Origin of the sequence: Paenibacillus sp. OV219, assembly GCF_900110075.1 — a bacterium.
Taxonomy (GTDB): domain Bacteria; phylum Bacillota; class Bacilli; order Paenibacillales; family Paenibacillaceae; genus Paenibacillus_Z.
The window spans coordinates 96,329-111,065 of sequence record NZ_FOCJ01000002.1; the positions used below are offsets into that span (position 1 = coordinate 96,329).

Below are 14,737 nucleotides of genomic sequence, written 5' to 3' on the forward strand. Positions count from 1 at the left end.
GGCACTCCAATCAAGTGGCGGGAGTGGTTACCCTACAATGGCGAGAAAGCGCGAGAATCAGGTCAAGAGGGGAACTGGGTGCTACACAGAAGAAAGGCTGGATTTCCTTGAAGAGGAGCAAGTCGTACCTCTCTTTATATGATTCAGCGACAAAAGGAGGGGCTGTTTGTGGCGAGAAGGCCGCTTATATGGTTTACAGTGTGCTGGGTACTCGGCAGCAGTGCGGCTGCGGGGCTAACGAATCCAGGCACATATTTGGCAGGCGTGGCGGTATTTGTGATGCTGCTCACGCTGACGTTGATGAAACAAGCATCGTGGCAGCTGGCAGCTGCTTGTTTGGCGGCATTCACGCTTGCGGCAGGGCAGCGGATGTGGGAGGATGCACGCAATGTGACGGGACTTCCTGCGGAGCTTGTCGCCGCACAAGTAGCTGTTCCGATGGGTGCAATAACGTATCCAGCGAAGATAACCGGCGTTCTCACTGAGCCGCCGGAAGTAGATGGCGACCTCGTGCAAATGGTCGTGAAAGTTGATACAGTGAAGCTAGCGCGTGAGTCGCAGCCGCAAGCCCTCCGTGGAGAGCGGATGCAGCTGCAGGTACGGCTAGCAGAGGAGAGCGAGCTTGCCGTTGCTGCCAATTGGCGGCGAGGACAGCGAATTACTGCTGTAGGCGAGCTGGCTGCGCCTGCTGCTGCAACCAATTTCGGCGGCTTCGATTACCGCCGATATTTGAACAGCCAGCGAATCCACTGGCTGTTCAGCGCAGACGGCGCAGCTGCGCTAACGACAAGCGCCGGGCCGCGCTACAGTGCTGCGGCGCTGCTGGGGGGCATGGATGCCGCGCGCGAAGCGCTCGGCAAGCGTATGGACGCCTTGTACCCAGGCATCCAAGCCGGCTACATGAAAGGCCTCGTCATCGGCATAACCGATGATCTCGATCCCACTGTATACCGCCAATTCGCGCAGCTGGGGCTTACGCATATACTGGCCATCTCCGGCCTGCACGTCGCCGTCTTTCTCTACGTGCTCGGCGGCCTGCTGCGCCTGCTTCGCATGACTCGGGAGCGCATGCTCCTGCTGCTCATTGCGGCTGTGCCGCTTTATGTGCTCCTCGCTGGAGGATCGCCGTCGGTTGTACGCTCCGGCATTATGGCGATGCTCGGTCTCGCAGCGGCACGCATGCACAAGCTGAAGGACGGGCTGCATCTACTCGCAGCCGCTGCCCTCGCGATGCTCGTGTGGGACCCGTATATGCTAGGAAACGTCGGCTTCCAGCTGTCGTTTCTTGTAACGGCGGGTCTCATTCTCGGCGTCACGCCGATCCGCCGCTGCCTACCTCGCGGCAAGCACAAATGGCAAGCTTCGCTGCTCGACCTGCTCGCTGTCACTTTAGTCGCGCAGGCAGTATCGTTGCCGCTCACCTTGTACTATTTTAACCAGCAGCATCTCTTATCCTTGCTGGCGAACCTCATACTGGTGCCGTTCATCAGCTTCATTATAATGCCGCTCGGCGGCGCATCCATGCTTCTTGACAGCATGTGGCATCCCATAGGCGTGCTTTCGGCGCATGTGACGGCCATGGGCAATGAGCTTACGTTTGCTTTCGTTGCCAAGCTTAGCAGCTGGAATAGCTTCCGGCTTATTTGGGCGACACCGCCGCTATGGTGGGTAATTACCTGCTATGTAGCATTAATGGTAGTCTTCTCGGCACTTAATCGAATCTTTTGGGGTCGGTCAGATGAGGTTAGGGGCGAGGACGATACTCAACCCTTGCAAGCTAGCCAAACAACGCCGTTCATTCAGCTTGATGGCATTGGCTCAAGGTTCAGCAAGCGACTAAATCGGCTGCAGCTTCTGCTTAGCTCACTAACATTAGTTGTTCTACTCATATGGGCATATAACCCAGATGCACTTAATCATCGCGGTTACGTGCAGTTCATCGACGTGGGGCAGGGCGATTCGATTCTGATTCGATCCGCTGCAGGAAAACATATTCTCATTGATGGCGGGGGTACTGTTCAATTCGGCAATCGCGAGGCATGGCGGCAGAGAATGGATCCGTATGAGGTGGGGCAGAAGCTACTTTTACCGTTGCTTCAGCAGCGAGGCGTCCACCACATTGATCTGCTCGTCCTATCCCATTTGGACAGCGACCACATCAAAGGCCTTCAAGCGATCCTTACAAGCATTCCCGTGAAAGCGATACTGTGGAACGGAACGTGGAAGGGCTCAGAGGATGCCATTACATTGCTTCGAACAGCACTTAACAAAGAAATTCCTCTCTACCCTGCTCATGCCGGGCTCGAGTGGACGATAGACAAACACACGAGAATTTCTATACTGCACACGCCAACTTCAGCTAGCGCACCACAAGCGAGCACCATTCCAGAAGAAGAGGAGCAGAACGGACATAGTGTCGCACTCTGTCTTCGCCTATACGATCGCCAGTTTCTGTTCACAGGCGATGCCGATATCGCGGAAGAGCAGCAAATAATAACGGAGCTTCAGCAACATGCCCTTGCTTCCTCCACCAATTCTTCACCCATCGACGTTATGAAAATATCCCATCACGGCAGTAAAACATCCACCTCCGAGCAATGGATCTCCTACTGGCAGCCCCACACAGCTGTCATCTCAGTTGGCCGCAATAACATTTACGGTCATCCGGCCAATAACGTAATCAATCGACTCGATGCTGCGGGCATCCCAGTAAAGCGCACCGATTGGGGAGGTGAGATCCAATTCCGCGTAAATCCGGATGGCATGATCACAGCCAAGCAAAAAATCCCCGTTCACAACTCGTGAACGGGGAAGCCGATGATGTAAGCTATGCAACGTGGCTGGGAAAGCTGGTGTCTAGTCTGTGCAATGTGAATCCGGACAACTGGTGCTTGAAATCTATGGGATCTATGGAAATCTAATAATCTATGTAATCTTTTGATCTATGTAATCTATTTATCCTATGAGCAAATCTTCTTAATCTGCTTGGCCAGCTCGACCCGTTGCTGCTTCAAGTTTTCGATAAGCTCCTTGATTGTCATATCTTCCTCTACGTTCTCGCAATATTTTCGCCGAGCGATCAGTTCCATCACTTGATGGTTAACGGTGTTGAATTGCTCCCACAGTTCTTCCTTGGCTACATTCAACGCTTCCTCGCGCATGATCTGTTCTCGATTGCGAATATCGGCAAGAATTTGCTGCTGCCACATGACATCGCCGATCTGCCCTGCATAATTGTACATATCCAAATAATCGTCTACCCATCGCTGGTTTCCTTGTTGACTGTTCTGATTCATGATGGCCCAACCCCTTTCGATGGCGTTATACCTAGTATTATACTCGGGTTTAAAAAGTTGTCCAATTGTTTTTATTGTATCTCTCACAAAAAGGTGTTTGACACCGTCTGGCGGTGGATGGTAATCTTTGGGCACGATAGAGGAGGGAGCAGTACAAGATGGCTACAATTGTTTCGGTACATCCATTCGAGGAAGCACAGGTCAAAGCAATAGAAGCAACCGCTCCGGGATTTACTTACATAGATGTCAGTGGCTCTGAACAGGCAGATGCAAGAGCGCAGCTCGCGAGTGCTGAAATTATTTTGGGATTTAACCGCGATGTCCTCAAAATCGTTTATTCCGACGGAACGCCGCTCAAATGGGTGCAAAATCTCGGCGCTGGCGTCGATCACATTCCGCTCGACAGAATCAAGGAGCGCGGCATTACGCTAACGAACGCATCCGGCGTTCATCCGTATCAGATTTCGGAATCGATCTTCGCGATGCTGCTCTCGCTGACTCGCCAAGTTCATGCTTACGTGCGTAATCAGCAATCAGGCGTTTGGCGTAGTGAGCCCGGAATGGGCGAAGCGCATCACAAGACGATTGCGATTCTCGGTGTCGGCGCGATTGGCCTCGAGACAGCGAAGATTGCCAAAGCGTTTAGCATGAACGTGCTGGGTATCCGCAAATCCGGCGAACCAGCTGATTTGGTGGACCGCATGTACACCATGGATGAACTCCATGATGTGCTTGCGCAAAGCGATTATGTTGTGAACTGCCTGCCGCTAACAAGCGACACGCGCCATTTGATCGGTGGGGCAGAGTTCGCTGCGATGAAAGACACAGCTTGCTACATTAATATTGGAAGAGGCGCAACGACCGACACGGCTGCGCTCATCGAGGCGCTGCAGAACGGAATCATTGCTGGAGCGGGTCTTGACGTATTCGAGCAAGAGCCGCTGCCAGAAGACCATCCGCTGTGGAAGATGGAGCAGGTAATCGTAACGCCCCATATTGCTGGTGATACTGCATCTTACATGGACCGGGCGCTTGAGATTATTTTGGACAATTTGGCACATTATAGTGAACACGGATCGGTTGTAAGAAATATCGTAGACTTGCAGGCCCAGTATTGATTCAGGTTTGAGCAAATAGGATAAGCGCCGTACATCGACTGGGAATTCCTAGCAGGGTGTACGGCTGTTCTGTTTTCTGCTATGATTTTGAGGTAGTTTGCATACATGCATCTAATCGCAATTTTACTGAGAATTTATGTGAATTTATGTGAATTAAAATTTCTATAAAGAATCTATAAAGAATTTATAAGATTGCTGCAACATTATTACGAACCTTTCCGTCTGAAAGGTTGCATGAGGGGGGATCCTCCGTGGTAGAGCAAGGCCTTATTAAAGCCGCACAAGCCGGCGATGGCGACGCTCTGATTACTCTATTGCGCGAGATTGAGAATCACGTCTATCGGACAGCCTACTATATTGTTGGCAATGAGCAGGATGCAATGGATGCTGCGCAAGAAGCGCTTATTCGGATTTATACGAAGATCGGTACTTATGAAGAGAAGGCGCAATTTAAAACCTGGGTGCAGCGGATCGTTACGAATATTTGCATCGACAAGTTCCGGCGCAACAAGCCGACCGTCTCTATCGATGAGCACGATATGGTGTTCCAGGATCACACGTCCGTCGAGGAGGAAGTGCTCACTTCTTATGCGGCTCAAGATATTCGTATGGCGATTGACAAGCTGCCCGAGCATCATCGAGCGGTCGTCGTGCTGCGGTACTTGCAGGACTTTTCTTATAATGAGATTGCAGATTCGCTGAATCTGCCGCTAAATACGGTCAAATCCTATTTATTCCGGGCAAGGCAACAGCTGCAAACGTACTTGCATGACTATCAGAGAGGGGGGGTCCGAGGATGAATTGTCAAGAGGTGACAGAATATATGCAGCGTCAGCTAGATCATGACTTGAATGGTGAAGAAACCGAAATCTTGATGACTCATACACGGCAATGCCCCGAGTGTGCAGCTATGATGGAGCGGCTTCAATTGCTGAACGAGGGTCTTGAAAATTTACCTAAAGTGACGCCAAGCTACAGTCTGGTGGATGCTATTCTGCCACGCCTTGCTGAGCTCGATGTTAGCGGCGAAGGCGCTGAAGATGAAGTGAAGGTAGAGCCAGCCAACGTGATTCCATTCGATGGAGCAACGAAGAGTGGCTCCGGCAAGCGCAAGTGGACCGAGCGATATACGGTCGGCGCATTTGCAGGCGTTGCAGCCGCGGCTGTAGTCATTGTATTCATCCTGTTCAACTATAGCTCGAATCCTCTGAGAGGCGGCTCTGATGACAATGCCGCTGTTGCAGATTCGGCGGCGGCTAATAGTACCAATATGAGTACAAGCGACAACGCTGCGGATACGAGCGCGATCGAACAGAAGACGCTTATGACAGAAAGCACGGATTCCGCTGCAGATTCAAGTTCGTCCGATACGTCTTCGAACAAATCTGCTTCGTCGAACGCCGTGAAGAAGAGCGCGGATCCACAAGCACTTAATGTCGATCCGGATGGCGAAATTATGCCGCCGCTCGCAACGGGAGATTCGGCTAAAGATGCTCCTGCGGCAGGCGCGAATGCGCCTAATGTTGAAGTAAGCGGCTCGGACGATACTGCTGACGCTGGTTCGGACAGCAAAGCCGATGGTGGGACTTCCGCAGATTCGACTGCTGCCGCAAACGATTTGACTACTAAAGCGTCGAACACCAAAGCAGGGGACTCCAAAGCTGCGGATGACAGTGCTGCAAGCAATAATGGCATCAACAAAGAAACTGGTGGAACGATTGCGATGACCGACACGACGAAGGACGACAGGAATGCCAATCAGAATTTCACTAACAATACTGTCATTGCATCGCCGATATCGCCGAATGGCCAGTATCAAGCTTTTATTGTGGAGGATCGAATCGAAATCTATACGGTGCAGGATAGTGCTCTTGTCTTCCAAGGAAATAAACGCATTGGTATTGCGAATTTGAAGTGGTCGCAGGACAGCAAGGAGCTGACTTACGAAACATCTGGCGAGGGTGGCGCGAAGAAAGTATTCGCCATTGAAATGAAGTCCGCTTCCGAGCAACAACAATCTAGTAATAAATAATCCGGCTCATGCACACATGACGTGATGTTCGCGTATGGTGTAGAAGCAGGGAAGCAGTCAAACAAATACGCTCCCAAGACGATCGTATGACCATCCGACACCGGTACCATGGACCGTATGTGATCGGCTGTTTATATAGATGCTCGGGGACAAAGGGATGAAGCTGAAACAGCATTCATCCCTTTGTTGCGTTTTTGCCGGAATGGCGCTATCGTAGTGTTGGTGGTTTAAAGGGGGAATTCGTGATGGAGCTAAAGGATGCACAGAAGGAATGGAAAGCTGGGCAGTTCCGCCCCGTCTATGTGCTGTATGGGAAAGACCGATATCGGATGCGGCAGTTCGTAGCAGCACTCACTTCGATGCTGCTGCCGCCGGACGAGCAGGAGCTTGGTATCGTTAAATTTGATACATCGGAGACAGCAATTGAGGAAGTTGTCGCAGAAGCGGACACCTTGCCGTTCTTTGCTTCTCGCAAGCTGGTCCTTGTACGGGACAGCTCGGTGCTTGCCACAGCGCAAGGGAAAGAAGCGAAGCTTGAGCATAGTACGGATTCACTAATCGCTTACTTGAAGCAGCCCTGTGAGACGAGCGTTATCGTCTTTCAAGTGATGGCGGAGAAGCTCGACGAGCGCCGCAAGGTGGTCAAGCTGCTCAAGGAGCAAGACGCGCTTATGCCGTTTCAGGAGCTGCAGGAGAATGAGCTGCTGCAATGGACGATCAAGCGGGCGGAAGAGCAAGGGCGTACGATGAGCCGTGATGCAGCGCAGCTGCTGCTCGCCAGAACGGGCACCAGCATGCAGCAGCTTGCGCATGAAGTGGACAAGCTCTGTCTGCATGCAGGGAGCGGTGGCGGCATTAGCGGCGAGGATGTGGAGCAGCTGATCGCCTCCACAGTCGAAGAAGATGTATTCGCGCTTATTGATGCGATGGCTTCGCTGCAGGTCGAGCGCGCGCTGAAGCTGTACGGTGAGCTGCTCCTGCGCCGCGAGGAGCCGATTAAGATCGCTGCGCTCATTGCTAGGCAGTTCCGCATTATGTTGCAGGTGAAGGAGCTAGAGCAGCACAACTACTCGCAGCAGCAGATGGCCGGGCAGATCGGCTTGCACCCGTACGCTGTGAAGCTGGCTGCTGAGAAGGCGAAGCGGTTCAGTGCGCAGACGCTCGGCAAGCATTTGAGCCGGCTTGCTGAGCTCGATTACAACATGAAGACCGGCCGCGTGGATAAGACGCTTGGCCTTGAGCTGTTCTTATTATCGCTTGCTGTATAAGCGGTAATAAGAACAATAAAAAAAGGCCTGCTACTCGCCAGAAGCGAGGAGCAGGCCTTTCATTTGTTTTGTTGATTATGCTTGAGCGCTAAGTGCGTTCAGTTTTTTAGCCAGGCGCGACTTCTTGCGAGCAGCTGCATTTTTATGAATCAGGCCTTTAGTTACAGCTTTATCCAGCTTCTTAGTAGCATTGATCAGAGCCGCTTTAGCAGCATCTACATCAGTTGCAACCACAGCTAGGTCAGCAGCTTTAACGGCCGTGCGAAGAGCTGATTTTTGCGAAGCGTTCAAAGCGCGGCGTTTCTCGATTGTCTTAACGCGTTTGACAGCAGACTTAATGTTTGGCATTGCATTCACCTCCTGTAAAAAGGGAAATCCCTTTGTAACAACACAACTTGACACAGTGTATCATGGGCAAGCACAAAAAGCAATAGCACAAGAAGGATGAATCCGTTAGTCAGGTAGACTGTAGTTACCGCATAATTCATCCTGACCCATCGCAAACTAATGACAAACCGATGGAAGGAGCGCCCTTATACAATGAGCGAGCTTGATCTGCAGCAGTTTAACCCAGGTATTGACTTGGCGCTTGAAGCAAAAGAATTGGCCGAAGCCGGGGGGAAGGGACCTATCCCAGGCGTCCTGACAGACATCTCCGAGGATGACGGCATTACGATAACGAGGCTGGAAGTGACGACAGAGGAAGGCTCAAGGCTTATGGGCAAAATGATCGGGCATTACGTCACCTTCGAGGTGCCCGAGCTGCGCAAACAGGATACTGGCCTGCAAGACCGCGTCGCAACGAAGCTAGCGCAGGAATTTGCAACATTCCTGGATCGGATCGGCATCAGCAAGACGGCGAAGGTGCTGATCGTCGGCTTGGGCAACTGGAACGTGACGCCCGATGCGCTTGGGCCAATCGTTGTGGAGAACGCGCTTGTGACGCGGCATTTCTTCGAGCTGATGCCTAATGAGGTGGCCCCGGGCTACCGTAACGTGAGCGCTGTTGCGCCGGGTGTGCTTGGCATTACGGGCATCGAATCGAGCGATATCGTGCAAGGCATTGTCGACCGCTCAAAGCCGGATCTTATTATCGCTATTGACGCGCTTGCTTCGAAGGCGTTAGAGCGTGTCAACACGACGATTCAGATTGCCGATACTGGTATTCATCCTGGCTCTGGCATCGGGAATAAGCGGAGAGGGCTGACGAAGGAAATATTAGGCGTGCCAGTTATTGCGATCGGCGTTCCTACCGTGCTCTACGCATCTACAATCGTTAGCAACAGCATTGATCTGATGCGGGAGCATTTGAAGAAGCACGCGAACAATGCCGACAACTTCCTCGGATTGCTCGATTCGATAGACGAGAATGAGCGGCTTCAGCTCATACGGGAGGCCCTCGGTCCGCTCGGGCATGATCTTCTCGTGACGCCGAAAGAGGTTGACCAATTCATCGAGGATATCGGGAATATTGTTGCCAGCGGACTGAATGCTGCACTCCATGAAGCGGTTGACCATGACAACGTTGCGGCTTACACGCACTAGCTTGTCTGGGATACCGAACCGAGGACTAACGTGCATTCGTAATCAGTGAATATTTGCAATTAAGCTCCTCCTGCTATTTTCTGCGGGCGGAGTTTTTTTGCTTTTTCTGCTAGCGGGTATCTATGAAACTAGCGATTCTATTTTTTTACAAATGAACTCTATTAAACTTTCGGTTCTATTAATTCCACCGTCTTCATAAAGTGATACTAGCCTCGTGCAAAAGGGAATCCCCGCAATAATGGAGCTTAGGAGGTAAGAAAATCGCAATGAAACGATTAATCATGACATTTAACCTTGGTAAGAGCAGCCAACGTCTGCGTCAGCTGCTCGTCACGGCCCGTACCTTTGCCCTGCTGTCCCTAGGATCGATGATCCTTGTCCTTGTGGTTGGAATTGGCGTCATTGTACATGAGAAAACGGCAAGCTCTCCGATCTCGTCGATGAAAGGCTTCGCATCCTCGGTGTCCAGCGGCTTGTTCTCAGACATGCTTGCGATGGAGATGCCGGGCACAGGTGAAGCGGGTAAGAAGTGGTCGATTACCGGCAAGCAGGCTAGTACATTTCTTCTCCGCATGCTGACGAATATTAATCCTGCTGACCCGCTTAGCTTGCTGTCGAGCCAATACCCGGGGCTAGGAGGAGACAGTACCGTCATTCTCAGATCGGGATCCGGTACTGGTGAGAGTATCGCTTCTGAGGATCACGATACGGTTCCACCGGAAGGCGATGAGAATCCAAGCAGCGTTGTAGGCGATTCGGATCGGCCAGATCACCCGGCGGGGGATTTGGACACATCAACGGGCACTGGAGATGACGATGCAGATAACACTTCAGATAACACTTCAGACAATCCAGCAGATGATTCTGATTCAACATCGTTGCCAGATAGCACGAGTACCGATACGCCAGCTGTGCCTGACAAAGGTACGGAGTCCGATACGGACAATACGCCAAGCACGCAAGAGCCTGCTAAACCAACAACAGGCGATCGCAACGTCGTCTTCATCTACAGCTCGCATAGTAGAGAATCGTGGTTTCCCGAGGTCAATAGCAAGAAATACGCAGAATCGCCGGTGAAGAACGTTACGCTGCTCGGCAAACGGCTCGCCTCACAGCTCAAGGAATCCGGAATCGGCTCGATTTCTTCTGGCACAGATTATGCTTCCACGGTTAAAAACTACAATTGGCTCCTATCCTATAAATATTCGAAACAAACGGTCGTGAGTGCGATAGCTAAAGACAAAGAGCTTAGCTATTTCTTCGATATCCACCGTGACTCGCTCCGCCGCAAGAATACGACGATTACGATTGACGGTGTCACGTATGCTCAAGTGTTCCTCGTCATTGGTCTGGCGAATCCGCATTGGAGTGAGAACGAGGCTCTCGCCAATAAGATTCATGAAGCGCTGGAGAAGAAATATCCCGGTCTCTCGCGCGGCGTGCTCGGCAAGACGAAGGCGAGCGGGAACGGGGAGTACAACCAATCGCTGTCGCCTCACAGCGTGCTTATAGAAGTCGGCGGTGTGGACAACACGCTCAAGGAGTCGTACCGCACCATTGATGTTCTGGCAAAGGTCATCTCGGACATTTATTGGGATGCTGAGAAAGTATCCGCTTCAAAATAAAACTAGGAATGTAACTGGAAAGGTGCGAATGGAGTATGCGCAAAAATTCGATGAAAATGGTTATCGTCGGGGCGACAGCAGCGCTTGTGATTATGTTCGGTATCGATCTTGCTTCGAGTGGGATCGAGCGAATCTATGGACCGGTTGACGGCGGCAATGGCGCGACAGCTGTGAATCCGCAGACAAGCATGACATCGAAGCAGCTGCCTGCGGATACATCCAGCACAGTGACGGAGCAGGAGCAGCTGCCGGAAAATCAAATCTATATCGTACCGGAGCGCCGCACGGTGGCGGATGCGCAGCATGGACGAACGGATGAAGAGGTACGCCGCGCTTATGAGCGAAAGCTGCAGGAGGAATTGAACAAACGACTGCCTGGTGTACCGGATTTGAAGAGCGAATCGACGGTCAACAAGGTCGCAGACGGCACGGCTGGAGTGCTGCAATCGGTATCGTCGAAGGGCATCCGAATGGTCGTTTCATTTTTCGAATCGGTAACGGATTGATGGTATTCCGGCAAACTGATATAATAACAAGAATGATTAGCAATAGAGTTCCTCTGGGGGTTTAGCATGTCGGATGTACGTGAACGGCAAAAGAAAATTAGAAATTTTTCAATTATCGCCCATATTGATCATGGGAAATCAACATTAGCAGACCGGATTCTTGAATTTACTGGTGCGCTCTCCTCGCGTGAAATGCAAGAGCAGGTGCTCGACCAGATGGATCTGGAGCGCGAACGCGGGATTACGATAAAGCTGCAAGCAGTACGACTGGGATACAAGGCCGATGACGGCGAAGAATATATCCTGAACTTGATTGATACGCCAGGACATGTCGATTTCACCTATGAAGTTTCGCGCAGTCTTGCCGCATGTGAAGGCGCGCTACTCGTCGTTGACGCAGCGCAGGGAATCGAAGCGCAGACGCTTGCGAACGTTTACCTCGCACTCGACAACAACCTGGAAATTATTCCGGTGCTTAACAAGATCGACCTGCCAAGCGCAGAGCCTGAGCGCGTGAAGCAAGAGATCGAGGACGTTATCGGACTTGACGCAAGCGACGCGGTGCTGGCGTCGGCTAAGGCCGGCATCGGCATTAAAGAGATTTTGGAGCAGGTCGTATCGAAGGTTCCTGCACCAACAGGCAATCCGGACGAGCCGCTGAAGGCGCTTATCTTCGACTCACACTATGATCCGTACAAAGGCGTAATCGTCTACGTGCGTGTACTCGATGGCCACATTAAAGCAGGCAAGAAAATCCGCTTCATGGCGACAGGCGCAGAGTTCGAGGTTATTGAGGTCGGCGCGTTCATGCCGCGAATGGGTACTGTCGGCGAGCTGTCTGTCGGTGATGTAGGTTTCGTCGTTGCAGGTATTAAGAACGTGAAGGATACGCGTGTCGGCGATACGATTACCGATGCGAAGAAGCCAGCACTTGAAGCGCTCCCTGGCTACCGTAGAATTAACCCGATGGTGTTCTGCGGTTTATATCCGATTGAAACGCAGGATTACAACGATCTGCGCGATGCGCTCGAGAAGCTTGAGCTTAACGATGCATCGCTTCGTTACGAGGCAGAATCGTCTACGGCGCTTGGCTTTGGCTACCGTTGCGGCTTCCTTGGCCTGCTGCATATGGAAATTATTCAAGAGCGGATCGAACGCGAGTTCAACATTCCGCTTATCACCACTGCGCCAAGCGTTGTGTATCGAGTGACGTTGACGAACGGCGAAGTGATCGATATTGACAACCCGTCGAACTATCCGGAAGTCGGCAAGATCGAATATGTTGAAGAGCCCTATGTCAAAGCAGCGATTATCGTTCCGAACGATTATGTCGGCGCGATTATGGAGCTTTGCCAAGGCAAGCGCGGTGAGTTCGTGAACATGGAATATCTCGATACGAACCGTGTTACGCTCACGTACGATATGCCGCTGTCCGAGATCGTATACGACTTCTTCGATCAGCTGAAATCGAGCACGAAGGGCTACGCGTCGTTCGACTATGAGCTGTCCGGCTACCGCCAATCGAAGCTCGTGAAGATGGACATCATGCTCAACAACGAGCAGGTCGATGCTCTGTCTGTTATCGTTCACCGCGACCGCGCGTACAACCGCGGCCGAATTATTTGCGAGAAGCTGAAAGAGCTGATTCCTCGCCAAATGTTCGAGGTACCGATACAGGCGTCGATCGGCAACAAAGTTATTTCGCGTGAGACGGTTAAAGCGATGCGGAAGAACGTTCTTGCTAAGTGTTACGGCGGTGACATCAGCCGTAAACGGAAGCTGCTTGATAAGCAGAAGGAAGGTAAGAAACGCATGAAGCAGGTGGGCAGCGTAGAGGTTCCACAGGAAGCATTCATGGCTGTGTTGAAGATTGACGAGGACTAGGTGCCTCCGAATTGGTAAGGGATTCCGCTCGCTGTTGTAATTCTGATTCCTTCATTTTATAAGACATTTAGATGTTGGAATCAAATTACAAAGGCGACCACTACCGTTGCTACATCTCCTTACCAACCCTTCGGCCTGTCCTGATCAATCTTTTTTAAGGGAGCATAAGAGCTCCCTTGTTTTTATTTCAAGGGAGCATTGGAGGTACAGACAAGAACTATGCTTACGCACGCGCCTCGGGCGCTTTATATTCATATCCCTTTTTGCACGAACAAGTGCCATTACTGCGATTTCACTTCATATGTGCTGAAGGGGCAGCCAGTCGATGCTTATCTCGACGCTTTGGAGCGTGAGATGGCGGTGACCGTAGAGCTGCTGCCGCCGGAAGAAATTCGTACTGTGTTTGTCGGCGGGGGTACGCCGACGGTACTAACGCCACCGCAGATGGAGAGGTTCCTCGCGTCGGTGAAGCGCTACTTCCCCATTCATCCGGATGCGGAGTTCTCGATGGAAGCGAATCCGGGAACTGTTGACATCGATAAGCTGCATGCCATGAAGGCAGGCGGGGTTAACCGCATCAGCATGGGCGTGCAATCGTTCGATAACGGCTTGCTGGAGCGTATCGGACGTATTCATAACGTCGATGACGTATACCGCAGCATTGAGAACGCGAGATTGGCGGGCTTTAATAACCTGTCGATCGACCTCATGTTCGGTCTTCCGGGCCAAACGGTCGAGCAGCTGTCGGACAGCGTCGCCCGTGCGCTCAAGCTTGAGCTGCCGCATTATTCTTTGTACGGCTTAAAGGTCGAAGAGAACACCTTGTTCCATGCGCTATATGAACGAAGCGAATTACCTCTTCCTACAGAAGATGATGAGCTTGCCATGTATTTGCATCTCATAGACACACTGAAGGCGGAAGGCTTCCATCATTATGAGATCAGCAATTTTGCCAAGCCTGGACATGAGAGCAAGCATAACATCACTTACTGGCGGAACGAGCCCTATTACGGACTAGGCGCAGGCGCGCATGGCTATGCGAGAGGCGAGAGGCACGTAAACATTAAAGGAGTCCAACCATTCATTGATGCTTCATTAAGCAGGCTACCGCGTCTTGAGACGAACCCGGTGCCGGAGCGTGAAGCGATGGAAGACTTCATGATGGTTGGTCTGCGCATGCTGGAAGGCGTGAACAATGAGGATTTTGCGCGCCAATTCCCTGGGCTGACGATGGAAAGCGAGTTTGGTCAACAGCTTGAAGCGGTACTTGCACAAGAGCTGCTGGAACGAACAGAAGAGCGCGGCGGCGGTTACCGCCTGTCGAAGAAGGGCATTCCGCTCGGGAATGAAGTTTTTGGCGCTTTTATTGGCGAATAATGAGTGAATATCGTTGCAATTAGTACTTGTGAACCAAACAGTGATGTTGTATATTTATTCATATTAATGATGGGAATATAATATCG

The 14,737-nt window shown here is 51.6% G+C and carries 12 protein-coding genes; 10 read left to right on the plus strand and 2 right to left on the minus strand.

Features of this window, described 5'->3' with window-relative positions; translation table 11 throughout:
- The first annotated feature begins 168 nt into the window (after window positions 1-168).
- Window positions 169-2,805 (plus strand): DNA internalization-related competence protein ComEC/Rec2, encoded by a 2,637-nt coding sequence (locus BMY11_RS06215; RefSeq protein ID WP_177182528.1) that lies wholly within the window; start codon window positions 169-171, stop codon window positions 2,803-2,805.
- A 155-nt stretch (window positions 2,806-2,960) separates the two neighbouring features.
- Here the strand turns inward: BMY11_RS06215 and BMY11_RS06220 are convergent, their stop codons facing one another.
- Window positions 2,961-3,296, minus strand: coding sequence for a hypothetical protein (locus tag BMY11_RS06220; RefSeq protein WP_090573637.1), 336 nt, complete (start codon window positions 3,294-3,296; stop codon window positions 2,961-2,963).
- Window positions 3,297-3,454: 158 nt separating this feature from the next.
- Between BMY11_RS06220 and BMY11_RS06225 the strand changes: the two genes are divergently transcribed.
- From BMY11_RS06225 to holA, 4 genes are all read left to right on the plus strand, one after another.
- Window positions 3,455-4,414 carry a D-2-hydroxyacid dehydrogenase gene (locus BMY11_RS06225; protein ID WP_090573638.1) on the plus strand — a complete coding sequence of 320 codons (960 nt, stop codon included), beginning with the start codon at window positions 3,455-3,457 and terminating at the stop codon, window positions 4,412-4,414.
- A gap of 251 nt (window positions 4,415-4,665) precedes the next feature.
- Window positions 4,666-5,214 carry an RNA polymerase sigma factor gene (locus BMY11_RS06230; RefSeq protein WP_090573639.1) on the plus strand — a complete coding sequence of 183 codons (549 nt, stop codon included), beginning with the start codon at window positions 4,666-4,668 and terminating at the stop codon, window positions 5,212-5,214.
- Complete coding sequence (locus tag BMY11_RS06235; protein ID WP_090573640.1) at window positions 5,211-6,446, plus strand: anti-sigma factor family protein; 1,236 nt, start codon at window positions 5,211-5,213, stop codon at window positions 6,444-6,446. Before BMY11_RS06230 ends, BMY11_RS06235 begins: the two co-directional genes overlap by 4 nt.
- A 245-nt stretch (window positions 6,447-6,691) precedes the next feature.
- The gene (gene holA / locus BMY11_RS06240) at window positions 6,692-7,714 is read left to right on the plus strand and encodes a DNA polymerase III subunit delta (RefSeq protein WP_090573641.1); all 1,023 of its coding nucleotides are present in this window, start codon (window positions 6,692-6,694) and stop codon (window positions 7,712-7,714) included.
- Window positions 7,715-7,789: 75 nt separating this feature from the next.
- Here the strand turns inward: holA and rpsT are convergent, their stop codons facing one another.
- Entirely contained in the window at window positions 7,790-8,062 is a 273-nt protein-coding gene (gene rpsT, locus BMY11_RS06245) for a 30S ribosomal protein S20 (RefSeq protein ID WP_090573642.1), read from the minus strand.
- Between the two features lie 192 nt (window positions 8,063-8,254).
- Between rpsT and gpr the strand changes: the two genes are divergently transcribed.
- The 5 genes from gpr to hemW all read left to right on the plus strand — a co-directional run bounded on the left by gpr (window position 8,255) and on the right by hemW (window position 14,651).
- The gene (gpr, locus tag BMY11_RS06250) at window positions 8,255-9,259 is read left to right on the plus strand and encodes a GPR endopeptidase (protein WP_090573643.1); all 1,005 of its coding nucleotides are present in this window, start codon (window positions 8,255-8,257) and stop codon (window positions 9,257-9,259) included.
- 266 nt (window positions 9,260-9,525) lie between these two features.
- Window positions 9,526-10,884, plus strand: coding sequence for a stage II sporulation protein P (spoIIP, locus tag BMY11_RS06255; RefSeq protein WP_090573644.1), 1,359 nt, complete (start codon window positions 9,526-9,528; stop codon window positions 10,882-10,884).
- 35 nt (window positions 10,885-10,919) lie between these two features.
- Window positions 10,920-11,390 carry a hypothetical protein gene (locus BMY11_RS06260; RefSeq protein WP_090573645.1) on the plus strand — a complete coding sequence of 157 codons (471 nt, stop codon included), beginning with the start codon at window positions 10,920-10,922 and terminating at the stop codon, window positions 11,388-11,390.
- Window positions 11,391-11,456: 66 nt separating this feature from the next.
- Window positions 11,457-13,274 carry a translation elongation factor 4 gene (gene lepA / locus BMY11_RS06265; protein WP_090573646.1) on the plus strand — a complete coding sequence of 606 codons (1,818 nt, stop codon included), beginning with the start codon at window positions 11,457-11,459 and terminating at the stop codon, window positions 13,272-13,274.
- A 219-nt stretch (window positions 13,275-13,493) separates the two neighbouring features.
- Window positions 13,494-14,651 (plus strand): radical SAM family heme chaperone HemW, encoded by a 1,158-nt coding sequence (gene hemW, locus BMY11_RS06270; RefSeq protein WP_090573647.1) that lies wholly within the window; start codon window positions 13,494-13,496, stop codon window positions 14,649-14,651.
- Window positions 14,652-14,737: the final 86 nt, after the last annotated feature.